General features: G+C 46.0%; 20 protein-coding genes. All 20 read left to right on the forward strand.

Translation table 11 applies throughout. The annotated features are described in order from the left end of the window. Positions 1-21 precede the first annotated feature (21 nt). Positions 22-1,143 carry a GDP-mannose 4,6-dehydratase gene (gene gmd, locus HV037_RS09590; RefSeq protein ID WP_016156920.1) on the forward strand — a complete coding sequence of 374 codons (1,122 nt, stop codon included), beginning with the start codon at positions 22-24 and terminating at the stop codon, positions 1,141-1,143. A 2-nt stretch (positions 1,144-1,145) separates the two neighbouring features. Further along, positions 1,146-2,111: a GDP-L-fucose synthase gene (locus tag HV037_RS09595; protein WP_016156919.1), complete on the forward strand. Its 966-nt coding sequence runs from the start codon at positions 1,146-1,148 to the stop codon at positions 2,109-2,111. A gap of 2 nt (positions 2,112-2,113) precedes the next feature. Beyond that, complete coding sequence (locus HV037_RS09600) at positions 2,114-2,593, forward strand: GDP-mannose mannosyl hydrolase (protein ID WP_103284000.1); 480 nt, start codon at positions 2,114-2,116, stop codon at positions 2,591-2,593. After that, a complete protein-coding gene (wcaI, locus tag HV037_RS09605) occupies positions 2,590-3,816 on the forward strand; it encodes a colanic acid biosynthesis fucosyltransferase WcaI (protein WP_103283999.1) in 1,227 nt (408 codons plus the stop codon). Before HV037_RS09600 ends, wcaI begins: the two co-directional genes overlap by 4 nt. Then, positions 3,816-5,252 carry a mannose-1-phosphate guanyltransferase gene (gene cpsB, locus HV037_RS09610; protein ID WP_053388855.1) on the forward strand — a complete coding sequence of 479 codons (1,437 nt, stop codon included), beginning with the start codon at positions 3,816-3,818 and terminating at the stop codon, positions 5,250-5,252. Before wcaI ends, cpsB begins: the two co-directional genes overlap by 1 nt. 127 nt (positions 5,253-5,379) lie before the next feature. Then, a complete protein-coding gene (cpsG, locus tag HV037_RS09615; RefSeq protein ID WP_103283998.1) occupies positions 5,380-6,750 on the forward strand; it encodes a colanic acid biosynthesis phosphomannomutase CpsG in 1,371 nt (456 codons plus the stop codon). A 54-nt stretch (positions 6,751-6,804) separates the two neighbouring features. Further along, positions 6,805-8,199, forward strand: a complete 1,395-nt coding sequence (gene wcaJ / locus HV037_RS09620; protein WP_016156914.1) for an undecaprenyl-phosphate glucose phosphotransferase — start codon at positions 6,805-6,807, stop codon at positions 8,197-8,199. A gap of 1 nt (position 8,200) precedes the next feature. Beyond that, positions 8,201-9,679, forward strand: coding sequence for a colanic acid undecaprenyl disphosphate flippase WzxC (gene wzxC / locus HV037_RS09625; protein ID WP_019077129.1), 1,479 nt, complete (start codon positions 8,201-8,203; stop codon positions 9,677-9,679). Positions 9,680-9,702: 23 nt separating this feature from the next. Continuing rightward, the gene (gene wcaK, locus HV037_RS09630; protein ID WP_103283997.1) at positions 9,703-10,983 is read left to right on the forward strand and encodes a colanic acid biosynthesis pyruvyl transferase WcaK; all 1,281 of its coding nucleotides are present in this window, start codon (positions 9,703-9,705) and stop codon (positions 10,981-10,983) included. Then, a complete protein-coding gene (gene wcaL, locus HV037_RS09635) occupies positions 10,980-12,200 on the forward strand; it encodes a colanic acid biosynthesis glycosyltransferase WcaL (RefSeq protein WP_103283996.1) in 1,221 nt (406 codons plus the stop codon). Before wcaK ends, wcaL begins: the two co-directional genes overlap by 4 nt. Before the next feature lie 11 nt (positions 12,201-12,211). Continuing rightward, the gene (gene wcaM / locus HV037_RS09640) at positions 12,212-13,606 is read left to right on the forward strand and encodes a colanic acid biosynthesis protein WcaM (protein WP_103283995.1); all 1,395 of its coding nucleotides are present in this window, start codon (positions 12,212-12,214) and stop codon (positions 13,604-13,606) included. A 165-nt stretch (positions 13,607-13,771) separates the two neighbouring features. Beyond that, entirely contained in the window at positions 13,772-14,665 is an 894-nt protein-coding gene (gene galF / locus HV037_RS09645) for a GalU regulator GalF (RefSeq protein ID WP_000609089.1), read from the forward strand. 444 nt (positions 14,666-15,109) lie between these two features. Next, a complete protein-coding gene (gene galE, locus HV037_RS09650) occupies positions 15,110-16,126 on the forward strand; it encodes a UDP-glucose 4-epimerase GalE (protein ID WP_000154260.1) in 1,017 nt (338 codons plus the stop codon). Between the two features lie 33 nt (positions 16,127-16,159). Beyond that, positions 16,160-18,376, forward strand: a complete 2,217-nt coding sequence (locus HV037_RS09655) for a glycosyltransferase (RefSeq protein ID WP_001048111.1) — start codon at positions 16,160-16,162, stop codon at positions 18,374-18,376. Next, positions 18,373-19,152, forward strand: coding sequence for an O89/O101/O162 family O-antigen export ABC transporter permease subunit (wzm, locus tag HV037_RS09660; RefSeq protein ID WP_000665069.1), 780 nt, complete (start codon positions 18,373-18,375; stop codon positions 19,150-19,152). The genes HV037_RS09655 and wzm overlap by 4 nt, the downstream gene beginning before the upstream one ends. 6 nt (positions 19,153-19,158) lie before the next feature. Next, complete coding sequence (wzt, locus tag HV037_RS09665; protein ID WP_000018742.1) at positions 19,159-19,911, forward strand: O89/O101/O162 family O-antigen export ABC transporter ATP-binding subunit; 753 nt, start codon at positions 19,159-19,161, stop codon at positions 19,909-19,911. A 17-nt stretch (positions 19,912-19,928) separates the two neighbouring features. Beyond that, positions 19,929-21,008, forward strand: a complete 1,080-nt coding sequence (locus HV037_RS09670) for a glycosyltransferase (RefSeq protein ID WP_000687349.1) — start codon at positions 19,929-19,931, stop codon at positions 21,006-21,008. Positions 21,009-21,017: 9 nt separating this feature from the next. After that, the gene (locus HV037_RS09675) at positions 21,018-22,172 is read left to right on the forward strand and encodes a glycosyltransferase family 4 protein (RefSeq protein ID WP_137352168.1); all 1,155 of its coding nucleotides are present in this window, start codon (positions 21,018-21,020) and stop codon (positions 22,170-22,172) included. Between the two features lie 47 nt (positions 22,173-22,219). Further along, complete coding sequence (locus HV037_RS09680; RefSeq protein ID WP_181500249.1) at positions 22,220-23,410, forward strand: class I SAM-dependent methyltransferase; 1,191 nt, start codon at positions 22,220-22,222, stop codon at positions 23,408-23,410. Positions 23,411-23,413: 3 nt separating this feature from the next. Beyond that, complete coding sequence (locus tag HV037_RS09685; protein ID WP_181500250.1) at positions 23,414-25,495, forward strand: glycosyltransferase; 2,082 nt, start codon at positions 23,414-23,416, stop codon at positions 25,493-25,495. The last annotated feature ends 12 nt before the right edge of the window (positions 25,496-25,507 follow it).

The following is a 25,507-nucleotide window of genomic DNA, read 5'->3' on the forward strand; positions in this document are numbered from 1 at the left end:
GATCATTTAAGAGGTAATAACATGTCAAAAGTCGCTCTCATCACTGGCGTAACCGGGCAGGATGGTTCTTACCTGGCAGAGTTCCTGCTGGAAAAAGGGTATGAAGTACACGGTATTAAGCGCCGCGCTTCATCATTCAACACCGAACGAGTGGACCACATCTATCAGGATCCGCATTCGGGCAATCCCAAATTCCATCTGCACTATGGCGATTTGACGGACTCCTCCAACCTGACCCGTATTTTACAGGAAGTGCAACCGGATGAGGTCTATAACCTCGGCGCCATGAGTCATGTCGCGGTGTCGTTTGATTCACCGGAATACACCGCGGATGTCGATGCTATCGGCACCTTGCGTTTGCTGGAAGCTATCCGCTTCCTCGGCCTGGAAAAGAAGACCCGTTTTTATCAGGCCTCCACCTCTGAACTGTACGGCCTGGTACAGGAAATTCCGCAGAAAGAGAGCACGCCGTTCTACCCGCGCTCGCCGTATGCCGTTGCCAAGCTGTACGCCTACTGGATAACCGTCAACTACCGCGAATCTTACGGTATGTATGCCTGTAACGGCATTCTGTTTAACCACGAATCTCCGCGCCGCGGCGAAACCTTTGTCACGCGCAAAATTACGCGTGCGATCGCCAACATCGCGCAGGGGCTGGAGTCTTGCCTGTACCTGGGCAATATGGATTCGCTGCGTGACTGGGGGCATGCCAAAGATTACGTCAGGATGCAGTGGATGATGCTGCAGCAGGACAAGCCGGAAGATTTCGTGATTGCCACCGGCGTGCAGTATTCCGTGCGCCAGTTTGTGGAAATGGCCGCCGCTCAGTTGGGGATTAAATTGCGCTTTGAAGGCGAGGGCGTGAATGAGAAAGGCATCGTGGTTTCCGTAACCGGACACGACGCGCCGGGTGTGAAACCTGGGGATGTCATGATTGCCGTTGACCCGCGCTACTTCCGTCCGGCAGAGGTGGAAACGCTGCTGGGCGATCCGGCCAAAGCACATGAAAAACTGGGCTGGAAGCCGGAAATCACGTTGCGCCAGATGATCTCGGAAATGGTTGCCAACGATCTTGAAGCAGCGAAGAAGCATTCCCTGCTGAAGTCGCACGGTTACGAGGTCGCCATCGCGCTGGAGTACTGAGGATGAAGACACAACGTATTTTTGTGGCGGGCCATCGCGGGATGGTGGGGTCCGCCATCGTCAGACAATTGTCGCAGCGAGATAATGTCGAGCTGGTGTTGCGTACCCGCGACCAACTTAACCTGCTGGACGCCAGTGCGGTGCAGGCGTTCTTTGCCACTGAACGTATTGACCAGGTTTATCTGGCGGCGGCTAAAGTCGGTGGGATCGTGGCGAATAATACTTATCCAGCTGATTTTATTTATGAAAACATGATGATTGAGAGCAACATTATTCATGCTGCGCATTTGCATAACGTGAATAAACTGCTGTTTCTCGGGTCATCCTGTATTTATCCAAAGCAAGCCACCCAGCCAATAGCCGAAAGCGAACTGTTGCAGGGGCAGCTGGAACCGACCAATGAGCCGTATGCGATTGCCAAAATTGCCGGGATCAAGCTGTGCGAATCGTATAACCGCCAGTATGGCCGCGATTATCGCTCGGTGATGCCGACCAATCTGTATGGGCCGCATGACAACTTCCACCCGAGTAATTCGCATGTGATCCCGGCGCTGCTGCGCCGCTTTCATGACGCTCGCGAGCACAATACGCCGGATGTGGTGGTGTGGGGAAGCGGGACGCCAATGCGTGAATTTCTGCATGTTGACGATATGGCAGCGGCCAGTATCCACGTGATGGAGCTGGCTCAGGAAGTCTTGCAGGAATATACCCAGCCGATGCTGTCGCATATCAACGTGGGCACCGGCGTGGACTGCACCATCCGCGAACTGGCGCAAACCATCGCGCAGGTCGTGGGTTACAAGGGGCGCGTGGTGTTCGACGCCAGCAAACCGGATGGAACGCCGCGCAAATTGCTCGATGTTACGCGTCTGCATCAGTTGGGCTGGTATCACGAGATATCACTGGAAGCGGGGCTTGCCAGTACCTGGCAGTGGTTCCTTGAAAACCAGCAGCGCTACCGGGGGTAAGCATGTTTTTACGTCATGAGGATTTTGCCACCGTAGTACGTTCAACTCCGCTGATTTCCATTGATTTGATCGTGGCAAACACCCACGGTGAATTTCTGCTCGGTAAGCGTCTCAATCGTCCGGCGCAGGGTTACTGGTTCGTGCCCGGCGGTCGGGTGCAAAAAGATGAAGCGCTGCACGTGGCCTTTGAGCGGCTTACTGAAGCGGAGCTGGGGTTACGTTTACCGCTGTCCGCTGCGGAGTTTTACGGTGTCTGGCAGCACTTCTATGACGACAACTTTTCTGGGGATGATTTCTCAACGCATTACATCGTGCTGGGATTTCGTCTGCGGGTGTCGGAAAACGACTTGCAACTGCCTGATGTTCAACATGATGCGTACCGTTGGATGGCGGCTACACAGATTCTGGTCAGTGACCACGTGCACGACAACAGTCGGGCTTACTTCTGTAAAACAAGTCAGGCCGGAGTACCCGGGCTATGAAGATCCTCGTGTATGGCATCAACTATTCGCCGGAGTTGACCGGTATCGGCAAATACACCGGTGAAATGGTGGAGTGGATGGCGCAGCAGGGGCATGACGTTCGGGTGATCACCGCGCCGCCTTATTATCCCCAGTGGAAGGTAAACGGCAGTTATTCATCCTGGCGCTACCGTCGCGAAGAGGGCGACGCCCTCGTCTGGCGTTGTCCGCTGTATGTGCCTGAGCAACCCTCAACGCTCAAGCGCCTGCTGCATTTGGGCAGTTTCGCCCTGAGCAGTTTTTTCCCGCTACTGGCGCAACGTTGCTGGAAGCCGGATCGCATTATCGGCGTGGTGCCGACGCTGTTTTGCACGCCGGGCATGCGCCTGCTGGCAAAGCTTTGTGGCGCACGTACGCTATTGCACGTTCAGGATTACGAAGTCGATGCCATGTTGGGGCTAGGAATGGCGGGCAAAGGCACGCGCGGTATGGTGGCAAAACTGGCCAGCGCCTTTGAGCGCAGTGGGCTGTTGAATATGGACCATATTTCGACGATTTCCCGTTCCATGATGCACAAAGCCATGGAAAAAGGCGTTGCGCCGCACAAGGTTATTTTCTTTCCGAACTGGTCAGAAGTGACGCGCTTTCGTGATGTGAGCGACGCCGATGCCCTGGCGTTGTCCCAGCAACTGGGATTGCCTGCCGATCAAAAGATCGTTCTTTACTCAGGCAATATCGGTGAAAAGCAGGGGCTGGAGAGCGTGATAGACGCAGCGGTCGAGTTGAGCGAACACCCCTGGCTGTTTGTGATTGTCGGGCAGGGCGGTGGTAAAGCGCGGCTGGAGAGTATGGTCAGCGAACGCGGCCTGAACAACGTGATGTTCTTTCCGCTGCAATCATATGACGCGCTGCCTGCGCTGCTCAAGATGGCGGATTGTCATCTGGTCGTGCAAAAGCGTGGTGCGGCTGATGCCGTACTGCCCTCCAAATTGACCAATATCCTCGCTGTTGGTGGTAACGCAGTTATTACTGCCGAACCTGAAACCGAGCTGGGTCAGCTTTGTGACGCTCACCCTGGCATTGCGGTGTGCGTGGAGCCGGAGTCGGTAAACGCGCTGGTTTGCGGTATTAAACGGGCATTGATGATGCCAAAAGTAAACACGGTGGCACGTGATTATGCCGAACGCACGCTGGATAAAGAAAACGTGCTGAGTCAATTTCTTGCAGATATACGGGGTACATGATGAGTCAAAGCAAACTCTTTCCGGTGGTGATGGCCGGTGGCTCGGGTAGCCGTTTATGGCCACTGTCCCGCGTGCTGTACCCAAAGCAGTTCCTGTGCCTGAAAGGCGATCTCACCATGCTGCAGACGACGATTTGCCGTCTGAACGGCGTGGAGTGCGAAAGCCCGGTGGTTATCTGTAATGAACAACACCGTTTTATCGTAGCGGAACAGTTACGACAGCTGCACAAACTGACTGAGAACATCATTCTCGAACCTGCCGGGCGTAACACGGCACCGGCGATAGCGCTGGCCGCGCTGGCGGCAAAACGTCAAAGTCCGGGTGAGGATCCGCTGCTGCTGGTCTTGGCGGCCGATCACATGATTGCCAACGAAGAGGCATTCCGCGAGGCGGTTCGCAATGCGATGCCCTATGCCGGAGCGGGTAAGCTGGTGACGTTCGGTATCGTGCCGGACCAGCCGGAAACCGGCTATGGCTATATCCGCCGGGGGGAAGTCTCGCCGACGAATACCGACGCTGTGGCTTTTGAAGTGGCACAGTTTGTTGAAAAGCCCAATCTGGAAACCGCGCAGGCTTACGTGACGAGCGGCGACTACTACTGGAACAGCGGCATGTTCTTGTTCCGGGCCGGACGTTATCTGGAAGAACTGAAAAAGTATCGTCCCGATATTCTTGAAGCCTGTGAGAACGCCATGAGCACGGTCGACCCCGATCTCGATTTTATCCGCGTTGATGAACAGGCGTTTCTCGCCTGCCCGGAAGAGTCTGTGGACTATGCGGTAATGGAACGTACCGCCGATGCGGTGGTGATGCCAATGAACGCAGGCTGGAGCGATGTTGGCTCCTGGTCATCGCTGTGGGAAATCAGTGCCCATACCGCTGAAGGCAATGTGCATCACGGCGATGTCATAAGCCACAAAACGGAAAACAGTTACGTGTATGCCGAATCCGGCCTGGTGACGACCGTCGGGGTGAAAGATCTGGTGGTGGTGCAGACCAAAGACGCGGTGCTGATAGCCGATCGCAACGCGGTGCAGGACGTCAAAAAAGTGGTAGAGCAAATTAAGGCTGACGGGCGTCATGAGCATCATATTCACCGCGAAGTTTATCGTCCGTGGGGCAAGTACGACTCAATTGATGCCGGAGAGCGTTACCAGGTGAAGCGAATTACCGTCAAGCCTGGTGAGGGATTGTCTGTGCAGATGCATCATCACCGGGCTGAACACTGGGTTGTGGTTGCCGGTACCGCGAAGGTGACAATCAATGATGATATCAAACTGCTTGCTGAAAACGAGTCTGTCTATATTCCGCTGGGGGCGACCCATTGTCTGGAGAACCCCGGGAAAATCCCGCTCGATCTGATTGAAGTGCGCTCCGGATCTTACCTCGATGAGGATGATGTGGTGCGGTTTGCGGATCGCTACGGGCGCGCGTAACACAACATCATCGTTGCTGGATGGCGGCGTGAACACCTTATCCGGCCTAAAAACTAACGGCTAGTCATTTTGTGAAAAATATCTCCAGTCAGGAGAGGGCTAACTGTTGCCTGAAGAAGGGGAAATCATGACGAAATTAACCTGTTTCAAAGCCTACGATATTCGCGGCAGGCTGGGCGAAGAGCTGAATGAAGAGATTGCGTGGCGAATTGGCCGCGCTTACGGCGAGTTCCTGAAGCCTAAATCTATTGTTCTGGGCGGCGATGTGCGTCTGACCAGCGAGACGCTAAAGCTGGCGCTGGCGAAAGGGCTGCAGGATGCGGGGGTGAATGTGCTGGATATTGGCATGTCGGGCACCGAAGAGATTTACTTCGCCACCTTCCACCTTGGCATTGACGGCGGTATTGAAGTGACCGCCAGCCATAATCCGATGGATTACAACGGCATGAAGCTGGTGCGGGAAGGGGCGCGGCCCATCAGCGGTGATACCGGTCTGCGTGACGTGCAGCGCCTGGCGGAAGCCAACGACTTCCCGGCGGTTGATGCGACAAAACGTGGCCACTACCAGCGTATTACTACCCGCGATGCCTACATCGACCACCTGCTGGGTTACATCAATCCCGGCAGCCTGAAACCGATGAAGCTGGTGCTCAACTCCGGCAACGGTGCGGCAGGTCCAGTGGTTGACGCCATTGAAGCCCGTTTTAAGGCGCTGGGGGTGCCGGTCGAGTTCATCAAAATTCACAATACGCCGGATGGCAACTTCCCCAACGGTATCCCCAATCCTCTGCTGCCGGAATGCCGGGCCGACACGCGCAATGCGGTGATTGAACACGGTGCGGATATGGGGATTGCCTTCGACGGTGATTTTGACCGCTGCTTCCTGTTCGATGAAAAAGGTCAGTTCATTGAGGGCTATTACATTGTCGGTCTGCTGGCGGAAGCGTTTCTGGAGAAGAATCCGGGGGCGAAAATTATCCACGACCCGCGCCTGTCCTGGAATACCGTGGACGTGGTGACGGCAGCAGGCGGTAAACCGGTGATGTCAAAAACCGGGCACGCGTTTATCAAAGAGCGCATGCGCCATGAAGATGCCATTTATGGCGGCGAAATGAGCGCGCATCACTATTTCCGTGATTTTGCTTACTGCGACAGCGGAATGATCCCGTGGCTGCTGGTGGCGGAACTGCTGAGTCTGAAAGGACAGTCGCTGGGTGAACTGGTCCGTGACCGGATGGTGGCCTATCCGGCGAGTGGGGAAATCAACAGCACGCTGGCAGAGCCGGCGGCAGCGATTGCGCGTGTGGAGCAGCACTTTTCCCGTGAGGCGCTGACGGTGGACAGAACGGACGGTATCAGCATGGCGTTTGTCGACTGGCGCTTCAATTTACGCTCTTCCAATACCGAACCGGTGGTGCGCCTGAACGTGGAATCGCGCGGAAATATTCCGTTGATGGAAGCGCGAACGCGCACTCTTCTGGCGTTACTGAATCAGTAATGCCGGTGCTTCCTTTGCCCGCTTATGGGCAAAGGGTGACTAACAGGAACCACGATGACACATCTAAAAAAGCGCGAACGCGCCAAAACCAATGCGTCGTTAATTTCGATGGTGCAACGCTTTTCAGATATCACCATCATGTTTGGCGGGTTGTGGGTGATCTGCGAATTAAGCGGTTTGCCTTTCCTGTATATGCACCTGCTGGTGGCGCTGATCACGCTGGTCGTATTTCAGATGCTCGGTGGCATAACGGATTTTTATCGCTCCTGGCGCGGCGTCAAAATTTCCACTGAGCTGGTGCTGTTACTACAAAACTGGACGCTGAGTCTGATTTTTAGCGCAGGCCTGATCGCCTTTAATAACGATTTCGATAACCGTCTCGCCGTCTGGCTGGCATGGTATCTGCTTTCAAGCGTCGGCCTGGTGTTGAGTCGTTCGTTTATTCGCTACGGTGCGGGGTGGCTGCGTAATCGTGGTTACAACACCCGCCGGGTGGCGGTGGCTGGCGACCTGCCCGCCGGACAAATGCTGCTGGACAGTTTTCGCCATGAACCGTGGCTGGGATTTGAAGTGGCGGGGGTCTATCACGACCCAATCCCTGGAAAAAACTCCCGCGACTGGGCCGGTAATTTGCAACAACTGGTGGACGACGCCAAAGCTTCACGCATTCATAACGTTTATATCGCCATGTCGATGAGCGATGGCGCCAGCGTAAAAAAACTGGTGCGTGAGTTGGCCGACACCACCTGCTCGGTGATCCTCATTCCTGATGTCTTTACCTTCAACATCCTGCATTCACGGATTGAAGAGATGAACGGCGTTCCGGTAGTGCCGCTGTATGACACGCCGCTCTCGGGGATTAATCGCCTGTTAAAGCGCGCGGAAGATATCGTGCTGGCTTCACTGATCCTGCTGCTTATTTCCCCGGTGCTGTGTGGTATTGCGCTGCTGGTAAAACTGACCTCCAAAGGTCCGGTGATTTTCCGCCAGACCCGCTATGGCATGGACGGGAAGCCGATCAAAGTCTGGAAGTTTCGCTCGATGAAAGTGATGGAGAACGACGCGGTGGTGACGCAGGCGACGCAAAACGATCCGCGCGTTACCCCTGTGGGAAATTTCCTGCGCCGGACGTCGCTCGATGAACTGCCGCAGTTTATTAACGTCCTGACCGGGGGGATGTCTATCGTCGGGCCACGTCCGCATGCGGTGGCGCATAACGAACAGTACCGTCAACTGATCGAGGGCTACATGTTACGCCATAAGGTAAAACCGGGCATTACCGGCTGGGCGCAAATAAACGGCTGGCGCGGTGAAACCGATACGCTGGAAAAAATGGAAAAACGTGTGGAGTTTGACCTCGAATACATTCGCGAGTGGAGCGTGTGGTTCGATATCAAAATTGTTTTTCTGACGGTATTCAAAGGCTTTGTGAACAAAGCGGCGTATTAACATGAGCTTACGAGAAAAAACGCTTAATGGCGCAAAGTGGTCGGCGATTGCTACGGTGATCATTATTGGTCTGGGGCTTATCCAGATGACTGTCCTGGCACGGATTATTGATAACCACCAGTTTGGGTTGTTAACCGTGTCGCTGGTGATCATTGCGCTGGCCGATACGCTGTCGGATTTCGGTATCGCCAATTCAATTATTCAGCGCAAAGACATCGGTTATCTTGAGCTGACAACGCTGTACTGGCTCAACGTTGGGCTGGGTATGGTGGTATGTGTGGTGATGTTTCTGCTTAGCGGGACGATTGCCAGCGTGCTCAATAATCCCGAACTGGCGCCACTCATCAAAACCTTATCGCTGGCGTTTGTGGTGATACCGCACGGGCAGCAGTTTCGCGCGCTGATGCAAAAAGAGCTGGCCTTCAACAAAATTGGCATGATTGAAACCAGTTCGGTGTTGGCCGGTTTTACCTTTACCGTGGTCAGCGCCCATTTCTGGCCGCTCGCGCTGACGGCCATTCTCGGGTATCTGGTGAACAGTACGCTACGAACGCTGCTGTTCGGCTATTTTGGTCGCCGGATTTACCGTCCGGGGCTGCATTTTTCGCTGGCATCCGTTTCGTCGAACCTGCGTTTTGGTGCCTGGCTGACGGCAGACAGCATTATCAATTACCTCAATACCAACCTTTCCACGTTGGTTTTAGCCAGAACGTTGGGCGCAGGTGTGGCGGGCGGATTCAATCTCGCCTGGAACGTGGCGGTTGTCCCTCCGATCAAACTGAACCCGATTATTACCCGTGTCCTGTTTCCGGCGTTTGCAAAAATTCAGGACGACAGTGAAAAGCTACGGGTGAATTTTTACAAGCTGCTGTCGGTGGTCGGGATCATCAACTTCCCGGTACTACTGGGATTGATGGTGGTGTCGAACAATGTGGTGCCGCTGGTATTTGGCGAGAAGTGGAACGGTATTATTCCCGTCTTGCAACTGCTGTGCATTGTTGGACTGCTGCGCTCTGTGGGGAATCCGATCGGTTCACTGCTGATGGCGAAAGCACGGGTCGACATCAGCTTCAAATTCAATGTGTTCAAAACCTTTCTGTTTATTCCCGCCATTTTCATCGGTGGTCATCAGGCCGGGGCGATTGGCGTGACGCTGGGCTTTTTGCTGGTCCAGGTGATTAACACGATCCTCAGTTACTTCGTGATGATCAAACCTGTTCTTGGCTCCAGCTACCGCCAGTACATGCTCAGTCTGTGGCTGCCGTTATATCTCTCTTTACCTACCCTTGTGGTGAGCTATGCGCTGGACGTAATGCTGCGCAGCCAACTGTCGCCAGGTGCGTTACTGGGGATCCAGGTAGCGGCAGGAGCGCTGGCGTTTGCGGCGATGATTGTGGTGTCGCGCCATCCGTTAGTGGTGGAAATAAAACGCCAGCTCTGCCGCAGTGAAAAAATGAAAACCTTGCTTCGTGCAGGATAAGAACAACGCTTTAAGAGGTCATAATGAAACTATTAATTTTAGGCAACCATACCTGTGGGAACCGTGGGGATAGCGCGATACTGCGCGGTTTGCTGGATGCCATTAACGCGTTGCGTCCTGAGACTGAAGTGGATGTTATGAGCCGTTATCCGGTGAGTTCTTCGTGGTTGCTGAACCGCCCGGTGATGGGCGATCCGCTGTATTCGCAGATGAAGCAACACAATAACGCCGCGGGCGTCATGGGACGCGTGAAGAAGGTGCTGCGTCGTCGCTATCAGCATCAGGTGCTGCTCTCGCGTGTCACCGATTCCGGTAATCTGCGCAATATCGCGATCGCCCAGGGGTTTACCGATTTTGTTCGTCTGCTGTCGCACTACGACGCCATTATCCAGGTAGGCGGATCGTTTTTTGTCGATCTGTATGGTGTACCGCAGTTTGAACATGCCCTGTGTACGTTTATGGCGAAAAAACCGCTGTACATGATTGGCCACAGCGTGGGGCCATTCCAGGATGAACAGTTTAATCAACTGGCGAACTACGTTTTTGGACACTGTAATGCGTTGATTTTGCGTGAATCCGTCAGTCTGGATCTGATGAAGCGCAGTGCAATAAACACGGATAAAGTCGAAACCGGGGTAGATACCGCCTGGCTGGTAAACAACCATGATGAGGATTATGAGCCTGGTTATGCTGTACAGCACTGGTTACACATGGCGGCAAAACAGAAGACCGTTGCCATTACTCTGCGTGAGCTGGCTCCTTTTGATAAGCGTCTGGGGACAACGCAGCAGGCCTATGAGCAAGCCTTTGCCGGGGTAGTGAACCGCATCCTTGATGAAGGTTACCAGGTGATAGCGCTGTCAACCTGTACCGGTATTGATAGTTACAACAAAGATGACCGCATGGTGGCGTTGAACCTGAGCCAGTATGTTAACGACCCGGGCCGTTATCACGTGGTGATGGATGAACTCAACGACCTAGAGATGGGGAAAATTTTGGCTGCATGCGATCTGACGGTGGGGACTCGTTTGCACTCGGCCATCATCTCGATGAATTTTATGACGCCAGCCATCGCCATTAATTATGAGCATAAATCGGCAGGGATCATGCAACAACTGGGGTTAGCAGAGATGGCCGTCGATATTCGCCATCTGCTCGATGGCAGCCTGGAAGGGAAGGTCGCCGATGCTCTCGGACAGTTACCTGAGCTGAACATACGTCTCGGCGACGCGGTTAGGCGTGAGCGTGAACGTGGGGTGAACATGGTGCAATCGGTTTTAACGCGTATTGAGGGGGAAAAATGAAGGTTGGCTTTTTCCTGCTTAAATTTCCGCTCTCCTCCGAGACCTTTGTACTTAATCAGATTACCGCATTTATCGACATGGGCTACGACGTGGAAATTGTTGCGTTGCACAAGGGCGATCTTGAAAATACCCATGCTTCATTTAATACCTACCGTCTGGGTGAAAAAACGCGCTGGTTATTGAATGAGCCGAACAGCAAACTGGCGAAGCTTAAGTATAGGGCAGTGGCGGCCCTGCGCGGTATTACCCACGCAGCCACCTGGAAAGCGCTGAATGTTTCACGCTATGGCGATGAGGCGCGCAATCTGATTTTGGCGGCCATTTGTGGCGCGAACCCGCGGGCGTTTGAAGCGGATGTGTTTATCGCTCATTTTGGACCCGCAGGCGTAACGGCCGCCAAGCTGCGTGAGCTGGGGATGATTCGCGGCAAAATCGCCACGGTATTTCACGGCATTGATGTTTCGCATCGGGATGTGCTTGCCCACTACACCCCTGAATATCAGCAACTGTTTGAACGTGGGGATTTGATGTTACCTATCAGCAACCTCTGGGCCGGACGTTTAAAAAATATGGGGTGCCCGCCGCAGAAAATCGCGGTCTCGCGCATGGGAATCGATATGACGCGCTTTACGCCCCGCCAGTTGAAATCGCCAGCCGCACCGCTGGAGATTATCTCTGTAGCCCGGTTAACTGAGAAAAAAGGACTGCACGTTGCCATCGAAGCCTGTCGTCAGTTGAAAGAGCAGGGCGTCTCATTCCGTTATCGCATCCTTGGCATTGGCCCCTGGGAGCGTCGTCTGCGTACGTTGATCGAGCAATATCAACTTGATGATGTGATTGAGATGCCTGGCTTTAAACCCAGTCATCAGGTGAAGGAAATGCTTGAGCAGGCCGATGTCTTTTTGCTGCCCTCAATTACCGGAAGGGATGGCGATATGGAGGGGATCCCGGTGGCGCTGATGGAGGCGATGGCGGTGGGCATCCCGGTGATTTCCACCGTCCATAGTGGGATCCCTGAACTGGTCGAGTCGGGCAAGTCTGGCTGGCTGGCACCGGAAAACGATGCGCAAGCGCTGGCCGAGCGATTAGCGGCATTTAGCCTGCTCGACAGTGAGCAGGTGCAGCCGATTGTGCAGTGCGCGCGAGAAAAAATTGCAACTGAATTTAATCAGTTAGCGATCAATAAACAGTTAGCCAGACTGCTGCAAACGATGTAAATCGAGGTTGTATGTCAGAGAAAAAACTCTCACGCCGTACTTTTCTGGCGGCAGGCTCTGCGCTTGTCGTACTGCATACTCCCGTTGTTCGGGCGTTAGAATCATCGGGCAGCGTCAACATTCAGGATTACAATCCACAGGATTGGGTGGCCTCTTTCAGGCAGGCGTTCAAAGAAGGACAAACGGTCGTCGTACCAACAGGGCTGGAATGTAAGGATCTCAATACCGCCATCGTTATCCCACCAGGCAAAACGCTATTTCTGCAAGGGCGAATTAGCGGCAATGGCCGTGGGCGCTTTGTTCTGCAGGATGGATGCAAGGTGATGGGCGAGCAGGGCGGGAGCCTGAGGAACGTTACCCTCGATGTGCGGGGGTCGGACTGTGTGATAAAAGGGATTGCCATGAGCGGTTTCGGTCCGGTGACGCAAATCTATATCGGCGGTAAAACTTCAAGGCTGATGCGTAATCTGATTATCGATGATATTACCGTCACGCGCGCTAACTATGGCATTTTGCGTCAGGGTTTTCATAATCGAATGGACGGCGTAAAGATCACGAACAGCCGTTTTAGTGATTTACAGGGTGATGCTATCGAGTGGAATGTGGCGATAAACGACAGCAATATCCTCATTTCTGACCATGTCATTGAACGTATCAACTGTACCAACGGCAACGTGAACTGGGGCATCGGCATCGGTCTGGCGGGGAGTACCTATGACAATACCTATCCCGATGAACTGGCGGTAAAAAACTTTGTGGTAGCGAACATAACCGGTAGCGACTGTCGACAGCTAGTGCATGTGGAGAACGGCAAACACTTTATTATTCGTAATATTACCGCGCGAAATATCACTCCGGATTATAGCAAGAAAGCGGGCATTGATAATGCGACGGTCGCTATTTACGGATGTGATAATTTCGTAATTGATAATATCAATATGGAGAATAGTGCAGGTATGCTCATTGGTTACGGCGTAATCAAAGGGCGTTATTTATCCATTCCACAAAACTTTAAGTTAAATAATATCCATCTGGATAATACGAAACGTGAATACAAATTGCGCGGTATTCAGATCTCCTCTGGTAATGCGACTTCATTTGTGGCGATTACCAATGTGGAGATGAAACGTGCCACGCTTGAGTTGCATAACCAACCACAGCACCTTTTTTTACGTAACATCAAGGTGATGCAGCAATCCGCGACGGGACCCGCGCTTAAGATGCACTTCGATCTCCGTCAGGATGTGCGCGGCAAGTTTATGGCTAAACAGGACACATTACTCTCGCTGGCGAATGTCCATGCGGTAAACGAAACCGGGCAAAGCTCAGTTGACATCGACCGGGTAAACCATCAGGTGGTGAATGTCGAAGCGGTGAATTTTCGACTCCCGGGACGGGAGAGGTAACTTTGCGACCATTCCTGGCTAAAGTGACACCTCCATGGGATTAAGATTACTGCATTGCGAAGTTAAGCGGCGTAACATACGCTGCATCGGAGTAATGTAATTCATACTGGCTAAAACAAGCTAAAAAGCTATAATTCAGCAACAATTGAATAGGTGAATGACTTAATGATTAATTTGAAAGCAGTTATTCCGGTAGCAGGTCTGGGGATGCACATGTTGCCTGCCACGAAGGCAATCCCTAAAGAGATGCTACCGATCGTAGACAAGCCGATGATTCAATACATTGTCGACGAAATTGTAGCTGCAGGTATCAAAGAAATCGTGCTGGTGACTCATGCGTCTAAGAACGCGGTTGAGAACCACTTCGACACCTCTTACGAACTCGAATCGTTGCTTGAGCAGCGTGTTAAGCGCCAGCTATTAGCCGAGGTGCAGTCTATCTGTCCTCCAGGCGTGACTATTATGAACGTTCGTCAGGCTCAGTTACTGGGCCTGGGTCATTCAATTCTTTGTGCTCGTCCAATTGTTGGGGATAACCCTTTCGTAGTCGTATTACCTGATGTGGTTCTTGATACAGCGAGCGCAGATCCGCTGCGCTACAACCTGGCTGCCATGGTTGCTCGTTTTAATGAAACCGGGCGTAGTCAGGTGCTGGCTAAGCGTATGGAAGGCGATCTGTCTGAGTACTCTGTTATTCAGACCAAAGAGCCTTTAGATAACGAAGGTAAAGTCAGCCGTATCGTTGAATTCATTGAAAAACCAGACCAGCCGCAGACTCTGGATTCCGATCTGATGGCAGTAGGGCGCTACGTGCTTTCTGCTGATATCTGGGCAGAACTGGAGCATACCCAGCCTGGTGCCTGGGGGCGTATTCAATTGACGGATGCTATTGCTGAGCTGGCTAAAAAACAGTCGGTAGATGCGATGCTGATGACGGGCGACAGCTACGACTGCGGGAAGAAAATGGGGTATATGCAGGCGTTTGTTAAGTACGGCCTGCGTAACCTGAAAGAAGGGCCGAAGTTCCGTAAGAGCATTGAGAAGTTGCTCGGAGAATAGGCAAGACGAAAGATTAATTATATTAGTAATACTTCATGATAAATGGCAGGGGAAGACTCATGATGCTATCAGTATACAGGCATGTCTTCACTGCCTTTTTTATGATAAAAATCAAGTAGTAAAAAGATCAATGCTCTACCTTTTCTTGTAGCAAAAATCGATTTCTTCTTGTTTCTTAGTTAGATTAATACGACAATATTTGGGATGTTTTGGGGCTAAATGTGTCAAAATGTAATCAATAATTGATAGGCTAAGCCCCCTCAAAAATTGGAGTGTACAGTACACTGGTAGCTGTTGAGCCAGGGGCGGTAGCGTGCCTGATTAAATTAACATTTCTGTGGCAAAATAAGCTAATTTTATGTTAAAGGCTAATTTAGAAAAATATAAAATCAAATAATTTAACACGTAATTAGCATAAAAGATTAATACAATTTCGGAGACTACATGACTATACTTGTGACAGGTGGCGCTGGTTATATTGGTTCACATACCGTTTTACAGTTAATTGAGGGCGGATATGATGTGGTTGTGCTTGATAACCTGAGTAATTCATCTCAAGAGTCACTTCATCGTGTTGGTTCTTTGGTTTCGAAAAAAATTCCATTCATTGAAGCTGATATCAACGATAAACAAAAACTTGAAGAAGTTTTTAAAAACTACGATATCGATGCAGTGATTCATTTTGCAGGATTAAAATCTGTGGGTGAATCGGTAAAAAAACCGCTGGAATATTATATTAATAATGTCAGTGGGACCCTCACCCTGCTTGAAGTTATGAAGCAAGCAAGTGTTTATAAGTTCATTTTTAGTTCGTCCGCAACTGTTTATGGTAACCATTCTCCGGTTCCCAACCTGGAGGAATATCCTATTGGAAATGCTTCCTGCCCCTATGGTACTACTAAAGTCATGCTGGAGCAGGTTTTATCAGACTACGCGAAATCTGATGATAAATTGAAGATTATTGCTCTTCGTTATTTTAACCCTACAGGCGCACATCCTAGTGGTCTTATTGGGGAGGACCCGAACGGCATTCCAAATAATCTTGTCCCTTATATTTCTCAGGTTGCTATTGGAAAATTAGAAAAATTGTCCGTTTATGGTGGCGATTATGAAACCATTGATGGAACAGGGGTACGCGACTTTATCCATGTAGTAGATCTTGCCTCAGGCCATGTTAGTGCTTTAAGGCATATTGATAAATTACAAGGATATGACGTTTTTAATCTTGGCACCGGCAATGGTGTATCAGTTTTACAAGTAATTGATGCCTTTGAAAAGGCAAGTGACAAGAAAGTTAACTATGAAATTGTCGCCAGGCGAGAGGGCGATATAGGATCTTCTTGGGCTGATGTCTCTAAAGCAGAAAGGGTTTTAGGCTGGAAAGCCAAGTACAATATTGAAGATATGATGGCTCATACCTGGAATTGGCAAAAGCAAAACCCTAATGGCTATGGAAGCTAGTACTTATCTATTTAATATCATAATGGCGTATCAATGAATTTATTTTTCATAGTCGATAAGTTGGATTGGGCATTCGGAAAAATAGCCCAAAATATAGCAAAAGAGTTGAGTGACTTTAATGTAAAAATAGTTTGCACCGATGATTTTAAAACGGTGGCGGACCTTGTTTTACACTTGGATAAAAACGTAAAAGAAAAGAGTATCTTACACTTTTTCTGGCGTGACTATCTCATGGAAGTGATGAACTTCACTCAGCGGAATCCCCAGTATAAAGAAATTTTGATCAGCAATATTGTCACCACACATATTCCTGATCACCTATTCACTTATGATGATATCGCGAACTATGAGAGACGAATTCCTCTTATGAATTTTGTGGATGGGTATTTTGTTACATCCGCAAAGTTGAAAGAGCTATATTCTGAACTGTCTGATTTTCCACCTCCTCATAGTGTTATCTATGATAATCCAGAAATTCCTATGAGCGAAGGAAATAGTCATGATAATAGCGATAGAAAAAAACTCGTATGGATTGGAAATAGCAAATGGGGCGAATATCTTGGTTATAAAGATTATAAAGGCCTGAATAAAATAGTTTTGCCGGCTCTGGATAAATTAAAAAAATCTGGATATACGTTTGATTTTATTGAGTTTGATAGTTCTAAGGGCAAGACCGAACGTGAAGTAATTCTTAAAACACTGTCTGATGCAGATATTCTACTCATCAGTTCTGAATGTGAAGGTACGCCATTGCCACTTCTTGAAGCAATGGCAAACAGTTGCGCTATTGTGTCAACAGACGTCGGCATAGCAAATGAAGTGTTACCTGAAAAGCAGCGGCAGTATATTGTGTCTCGGGATGCCGAGGCATTTTATGATTCTTTGAGAAATCTTCTTGATGATCAACGTGGTCTTAAAGAATTACAAAGAATGAATTATTTAGCATATCGTCAGCAATTTGTAGATGATGGCCTTATAGCTGATAAATGGGCATTGTTCTTCAAAGACATGTGTTCAAAATCGCAAAATGAATTTAAGAATATATTCCTTCGCGAGCAGAAAGCGCCATCGTTGAAAGAACGTTTAATTTCAAAAACTATTTATAATCTAAGCAGGCTTGCTCTCCGTTTGAATTTGATGAATACGCTGAAGCAATACAGTCTGCTACGAAAAATATATTATAAGGTTGCTGGTACAACTACCAATCAAGTTGATTATGATTTGTTGGATGAGTTCTATAGCAATGCAATAGCGGATAAAGAAGTCTTAGCATTTTACTCGGCCTATTGGTCTGGTGTTGCCACATCAACAGCCAGTTTCTTTAAAGATGATAGTATCCAATATCCGTACTATTCATATGAGTTCCCACAAGTTTCTAACCATGTCTATCTAAACAGGTTGGCTGAAAAACTTGCTGCTTCGAAGACACTAAAAAGTGTGATCATGAGCGGTGGAACACAATTACAAATGGAACTTGCTAAAAAGATTAAGGAATTAAATCCAAAAATAAAAATATTTTTTGCATGGCATGGCTCACCTGCTCAGTGGGTTGACTCCTCGCAATATTCAACTTTTGATGGATGGTATGAACTTTATCGGGAACGGATTGTTGATGGGGTCATCTCGTTTAAGCCTGAGCTAGATGAAATACTTAATGCATACGGTATTCGTGCATTCTCAGTATCGAACTATGCTGTATCAGGCACTTCGTTTTCTAAAAAGTTAGCTGTACCTGATTCGGGCAATTTCCGCGTCGGTTTGTTTGCCGCAATGTTCAGTTGGTATAAAAATCCATTTCCTCAGTTACTAGCGATTGGTTCATTAAAAGGGTGTGAGTTGGTTACCAACTTGCATCTTGAAAATAATATGAAGTGGATTACCTCAAACATCAAACTTACGGCATTATCAGAGAATTTAAATAATAAGCGGTTTATCGAGCTGCTATCTCGTTTACATGTTGTGTGCTATGTAACGAATACGGAATGTTCACCAATGATCGCGCTGGAATCAGCAAGCGTTGGAACGCCATGCGTTGTAGGTCCAGCCGGAAACATATATAAAGGTTTTCCTGAGTTAGAATTGTATTTGGTTGAAAAAGAGGTTGATAATCCAACTGCAATCAGGAATCGGTTACAATTAGTTCGTGATAATTACGCGGAAGTTAAGGTTTTACTTAACGCATTTGTTTTGGAATACAATTCCAGATTAGAACTAATTAAAGAGAAGATGTATAAAGAGCTGAAGCAATGAAAGAATCATTAACAGATATATATTCGTCAATAAAATCCTGGCATCTTTGGACTACATTAGGTTGGTTGGAATTAAGGCAGAGATATAAAAGATCCATTGTTGGACCGTTTTGGATTACATTAAGTATGGCGGTCCTTATTATTGCTTTAGGGGTAATTTATGGAGAACTATTTAAATTAGAAGTTAAAGAGTATCTCCCGATGCTAGCAGTTGGTTTGGTGTTCTGGAACTTTATTAGTGGCGTTATAAATGAAGGGTGTGTAACTTTCATATCGTCCAGCTCTTTTATAAGTCAGTTACCAACTAAAAAATTCATATACATTATGCAAATGTTATGGCGAAATTTTATGATGCTTTGCCATAATATAGTAATAGTGATTGGTGTGTTGATTATATTCAACGTCTTTTCGTTGAAGAATTTCCCGCTTTTTATACTTGGATTTATGATCGTAGTTGTTAATCTGATCTGGATTGCAACTTTATTTGCAGTAATTTCTGTACGTTTTAGAGATTTTCCGCAAATGGTCATGAGTTTTATGCAGGTTGTCTTTTATATAACGCCGATATTATTTTCTGGAACAATGTTGGCTAAATATAGCTTGCTGCTGAAGTTAAACCCATTTGCTTGGTTTATCGAGATTATTCGCTCGCCTTTAGTAGGGAAAATGCCCGAGTTATACTGCTATTATAATTCTATTATCCTTGCATGCGTAGGAACAGTTATCTCACTAATTACATTTGCAAAATGTAGAAATCGCATTGCATATTGGGTGTAAATTATTATGTCTCATTTGATTGACTTAAAAGATGTGGGTGTCGAATTTCCCATTTACGACGCTAAAAGTAGATCGTTTAAATCGCAGGTGGCTAACTTAACCCGCGGTGTTATTTCTTCAAAAAAAGAAAGCAGCACGGTTACGGTTAAATCATTAGACGGTTTAACGTTTAGTCTGAAAGAAGGTGATAAACTCGGACTTATTGGAAACAATGGCGCGGGAAAATCTACGCTACTGAAGCTGTTGGCTGGTATCTATGAACCAACCTCCGGCACAATTAAAAGAAAGGGTAAGATAGTTCCACTGTTGGATATCGCTCTAGGAATGGATGATGATTCCACAGGATACCAAAATATAAAACTACGCGGTTTGTTACTTGGTATGACGAATGCAGAAATCGAATCCAAAATAGAAGAGATCGCTTGCTTCACAGAACTAGGTGATTACCTGAATCTACCAATTCGTGTCTACTCTACCGGGATGCGCGTGAGATTAGCATTTGCAGTATCAACTTCAGTTGATCCAGATGTACTTTTACTCGACGAAATTATTGGGACTGGTGATGCTTCTTTCTTAAATAAAGCAAAGAAAAGATTCCAGGAGTTGCAGGAGAGGGCAAAGGTTGTTGTGCTATCTTCCCATGACAACAATGTCATTCTGAAAACTTGTAATAAAGTTCTGTGGTTAGAAGGTGGTAAACCAAAGATGATTGGAGATCCGGAAGAAGTATTAAATAAATATATGGATAGCGTAGTTTAAAAACATAGGTGGTATGAGTGAAGATTGATTATGTCATTACAGGCATGGATGTCGGAGGCGCTGAGATGCAGGTTGTCGAATTGCTTCTTGAGCTTCAAAAATGTGGGCATTCTGTTCGATTAATTTCGCTTACACCACCAGTTGATTTGATTGATAAGCTAATCAGTAATGACATACCAGTTGTTTCATTGGGTATGAAATCAAAATTAGCTTTACCTATGGCTGCATTTAAATTAGCAATGTTGATCAGACAAAACTCTCCAGATATTGTGCATTCGCATATGTTTCATGCCAATATCTTGGTACGTTTCGTAAGAGCACTCTTGGGAAGGCGTTCATCTATTATTTGTACTGCACACAGCGTTCGTGAAGGTGGCAGTGCCAGAGACTGGCTCTATCGTTTGACTAATAAATTAAGTGACTTGAATACAGTTGTTAGCGATGCTGCACGGCAGCGATTTATTAACGACAAAGTATTTCCACCTGAGAAAACACTTACTGTTTATAATTGTATCAATATTGATCATTTTTGTATCATCGATAGACAGGGCAGGAAACGATTTCGCTGGATAACAGTTGGGCGGCTTGTAAAAATAAAAAACCAACTGTTGATTTTGCAAGCTATGATGCAGTTGCCACATAGTGAACTCATCATAGTTGGAGAGGGCGAAGAACGGCTTACATTGCAAACATTTATCGATCAAAATTCTCTCAGCGAGCGAGTTACTCTCTTGGGAAAAAAGGATAATGTTGTTGATTATTACCATGATTCCGATGCCTTTGTGCTGGCCTCTGACTATGAAGGTTTTGCTCTTGTCGTTGCCGAAGCTATGGCATGTGGATTACCAGTGGTCGCAACAGATTGTGGTGGGCCAGCAGAAATTATTGGAAATGGACAGGATTTTGGCATAACAATATCGGTTAATGATGTACATCACTTAACTGCAGCGATGCAACAGATTGAATCATTAGATATCGAACAACGTAAAGGAAGCGGCTATCGTGCTCGGGAAAGAGTCATTGAGAAATTTTCTGCTAAAAAAATCGTATCTCAATGGGAAGATATATACCTGTGCATACAGAAAAACAGAATTTAGAACTCACCTATGAAAATAGCATTAATCGGTACTACAGCAGAAAGTCTAATCCAATTCAGAAAAGAACTGATTAATTTATTACATAAAAATGGCCACGTTGTATATGCATTTGCAATTGACTATGATGATGTGACAAAAGAAAAAGTTAAATCATTTGGCGCTATACCAGTACATTATTGTTTCAGTCGTACAGGGCTAAATCCATTTTCTGATGTTATCAACACCTATAAATTATATAAAATTTTAAAATCACTTAAGTTAGACTTGGCATTTTCTTATTTTTCAAAGCCAGCCATTTTTGGTACTTTAGCAGCAAAGTTCGCAAGAATACAAAAACGATATGCGATGCTTGAAGGTCTTGGTTTTTTCTTTACCAATTCTGGAGGACAGGTTTCATTACGAACTAAATTACTAAAAAAAATATTGGTTTCGCTTTACAAAGTGAGTTTCAGACACATTGAAAGTCTAATCTTGCTTAATGCGGATGATAAGCGAGATCTTTTAGTTAATGAAAAAATTCAAGTAAAAAAGGTACATATATTAGGGGGGATTGGATTAAATATGTCTGATTATCCCTACTGCCCACCTCCTGTCGAGCCAGTGTCTTTCATTTTTGTCGCCAGATTTTTGCAAGAAAAGGGAGTTTATGAATTTATTGAGGCTGCAAAAATAGTCAAAAAGAAGTTTCCTGAAACTCATTTTTGTATGCTGGGCCATCTGGATCTTCATAACCCGGGAAGCTTAACTATAGAACGACTTAATGATTTGAAATGTAATAACATCATTGAGTTACCTGGTCATGTTGATAACGTACAGGAGTGGCTTGCTAAAGCGAGTGTATTCGTATTGCCTTCCTGGCGTGAAGGGTTTCCGAGAAGTACACAGGAGGCTATGGCCATGGGCCGCGCTGTCATAACCAGCGATGTGCCAGGTTGCCGAGATACAGTGGTTGATGGCGTTAATGGATTTTTGATTAAGCCACGTTCTTCTCATGCCTTAGCCGAAAAAATGCTCTGCTTCTTACATCAACCTGAGCTAATTACCCAAATGGGGAATGCAAGTCACCAAATAGCTTTACAACAATTTGACTCAAGTATAGTTAATTCGAAGCTAATGAAGATACTACGTGTAGATTTTGAAAATACAAAATCTAATGTCTGTTAAATCATATAAATACAACTTTATAAAAAACACAATTTAGTAAGAAGATTATGGAAAGATTAAATTTGAGTGAAAAACCTGCTCACTCTTTACAAGAATCGGCTATTCATTGTGCCAGATATGCTAATATCTTACATCTTGTTAAAGATAAAGTAGTTCTGGACATTGCCTGTGGTGAGGGATATGGCTCAGCACTATTAATGAAAGCAGGAGCTAAACGAGTTGTGGGGGTGGACATCTCTGAAGAGTCAATTGAGCGTGCAAAGGAACTTTTTGGGGAATATGATGTAGAGTATATTGTAAGTGATGCAAATACCATCTCAGAGCGTTATGGCGAAGACTTTTTTGATATAGTTGTTTCAATTGAGACAATAGAACACATCAATACCCCTGACGTCTTTCTTAGTTCTATCAAAAAAACTGCTAAAGAAAATGCGATTTTCTATATAACTTGCCCTAACGATTATTGGTACTATCCAAATAATGAACAATCTAATCCTTATCATGTACGAAAGTATACTTTTCAAGAATTCAAAGAGCTTAGTACAGGGGTTTTGGGTAATAATGTCCAATGGGCATATGGTGGTTCTGTTTTTGGATTCGGCACAGTCTCTGCTAACAATCGAGGTCTTGAAAAGATAGGTTCTTCATGGATGGAAATAAGCGAGTCAGAAAATTCAATTAATGTTTTAAACACAGAGATTGACGCTGTTAATGAAAATAATTGTAGTTTCTTTGTGGGCTTATGGAATGCGCCTGAAACAAACTTTAGCAACAGTACATTTCCAATAAGTATGGATGCTTATTCGCGCATGACAGAAGAGTTTGAGTCGAATGTAAGTCTGGTACTTCGTGAAGATCAGGTGGAAAATAAAAAAGCTATATCAATATTAAAAAAAGATATGAAACAATTAACAATGAATTTGAGAAAATCAAATCTTTTATTATCTGCATTAAAAATTGAAAATGATGTGCTGCGTACGAATATTTACGAATTGCAACACCAACTCGCCAAACAAATTGCGATGTATAATGAAGTAACAAGTGAAAAAAATATTTTAGAATTAAAAAACGCCGATTTAATTTCGTTGCATGAGGATTTAGCATCTAAAAATTCATCATTGATGGAAAGAATGTCGCAAATGGAAATCCCATATTATCGATACTTAAGACTCTCTGCTCTTCTTCCGGATTTTTTGAAAAAAATTATACTAAAAATTGTGCGTTTTATCAGGAAATAAAATATGTCTGCACGTTTAAAATTATTACCTGGGTTAAAATCAACTGAGTATGTGTATTCAGATCTTCATGCTTTACTTGATACTAATGGTGGGAGTTCCTTAGGTCCGAACATTGGTAGTGATGGTTCTAACCTAACAATAACATGTTTATCGATGAGTAGAGTTTTTCTTACTGAAAAACTTGTTAATTCTATATATCAGCATGTGCCTTATTTTAAAGGTGAGATTCTGATTGTTGATAATGGCAGCACAGTAGAAGAACTTTCAATTTTACAAAATTTAAGTGATACGATCCCATTAAATATTAGAGTTGTCGAGCTTGGTAATAATTTTGGCGTAAGTGGTGGAAGAAACAAAACTTTAGAGCATATAAAAACAGAATGGGCAATGTTTCTCGATAATGATATTTATTTCATAAATAATCCACTTCCGAGATTGCAAAAAGATATTTCAAGACTTGGTTGTCATTTTATCAATATGCCATTGCTTGATTCTGACGGAGAAACATTATTCGCAAATGGAGGGAATGTTTTCCTCGATATTGATGATGATTCGGTGCATGTTGTTGCAGGAAGTGCATGTATTCAGGAAAAAACAATTACATATGATGGTGAAGGCTTCCTTTCTACATTTCTTTTTGGTGGTGCGAGTGTTATTAAAATCGCGACCCTGAAAAATTTAGGGAAGTATGACGAAAATATGTTTATTGGGTTTGAAGACATTGATTTATCGATCCGTCTTTACCAGTCAGGAATGAAAGTTGGTACATGTGGTGCAATTTCTTTAATCCATGATCACCCGAAGCCTAGTTCTAACAAAGATAAAGATTATGAGAAAATTCGCTTCACGCGAAGTATCTTAAAAGAATCCGCGGATTATCTTGAAAACAAATGGGGAATGGTTTTCTGGTCAGCTCCAGTTGATGATTGGTTGGAAGAGAAGCAACGTAGTTTTGAACTGACAACTCAGCATAATGATAATTTGTCCCAATTCGATGACAATAAAAAAGGCGCGACTTATGATTTATCTGTGTCAAAACCGAAAATTGCATTGATTATTGATACTGAAAACTGGGCATTCTCAAATATTGCAAATCAAATAGTCAATTATCTGTCAGATTCATATGACTTTACAATAATACCAACTGAAATTGTTGATAATATCAGTCAGGTTATTATGATGACTAGAAATTATGATATAACACATTTCTTCTGGCGTGAATCGCTTAGACTTATATATGATGAATATTATATAAACTATAACCGGACTATCGGATTTGATGAGCTCAGCTTTAAAAAAGAGTTCTTGGATGGAAGAATAATAACCAGTAGCGTTTATGATCATTTATTCCTGGATGAGCAAGCTATAAAATTAAGAAAGACATTTTATAACGATTTAATAACTGCTTATACGGTTAGTTCATCAAAACTATATGACATCTACTCATCCATAGTTGAGTATCCTAAGCCATCAGTTCTTGCGGAAGATGGGGTTAATTTAAAACTATTTTATCCAATTAATCTTGAACGTTTTGATAATATAGAATCGAGGGCCTTGCGCGTAGGTTGGGCTGGGAATTCTAAATGGGCGGGAGAGTTAGAGGATTTCAAAGGTTACCATTCTTTATTAAAGCCTGCAGTTGAGCAATTACAATCAGAAGGATTAAATATTGAATTAGTCCTTGCCGATCGTCAACTCGGATTTATTCCTCATGATGAAATGGTAAAATATTATAGCCAAATTGATGTATATGTCTGTCCTTCAAAAATTGAAGGCACACCAAACCCTGTCCTTGAGTCTATGGCATGTGGCGTTCCCGTGATAAGTACTGATGTTGGTGTGGTCAAAGATGCTTTTGGTGAGATGCAAAAAGAATGGATTTTACCAGTTAGAAGCAAGGATACTTTGATAGATAAACTTAGAGATTTTTATCATAAGCGTAATTCAGTGGTAAAATGTCTATCTTCAGAAAATTTGCAACAAATAAAAAAATGGGATTGGAAAGTTAAGTCTGAGAACTTTCGGACTTTTTTCGACAAAGTACTAGAATCTAAAAGGCACAGCGAGATAAGCAATAAAATGTGATTGATCTTGACC

Source organism: Citrobacter sp. RHBSTW-00017 (assembly GCF_013797615.1).
Taxonomy (GTDB): Bacteria; Pseudomonadota; Gammaproteobacteria; order Enterobacterales; family Enterobacteriaceae; genus Citrobacter; species Citrobacter braakii.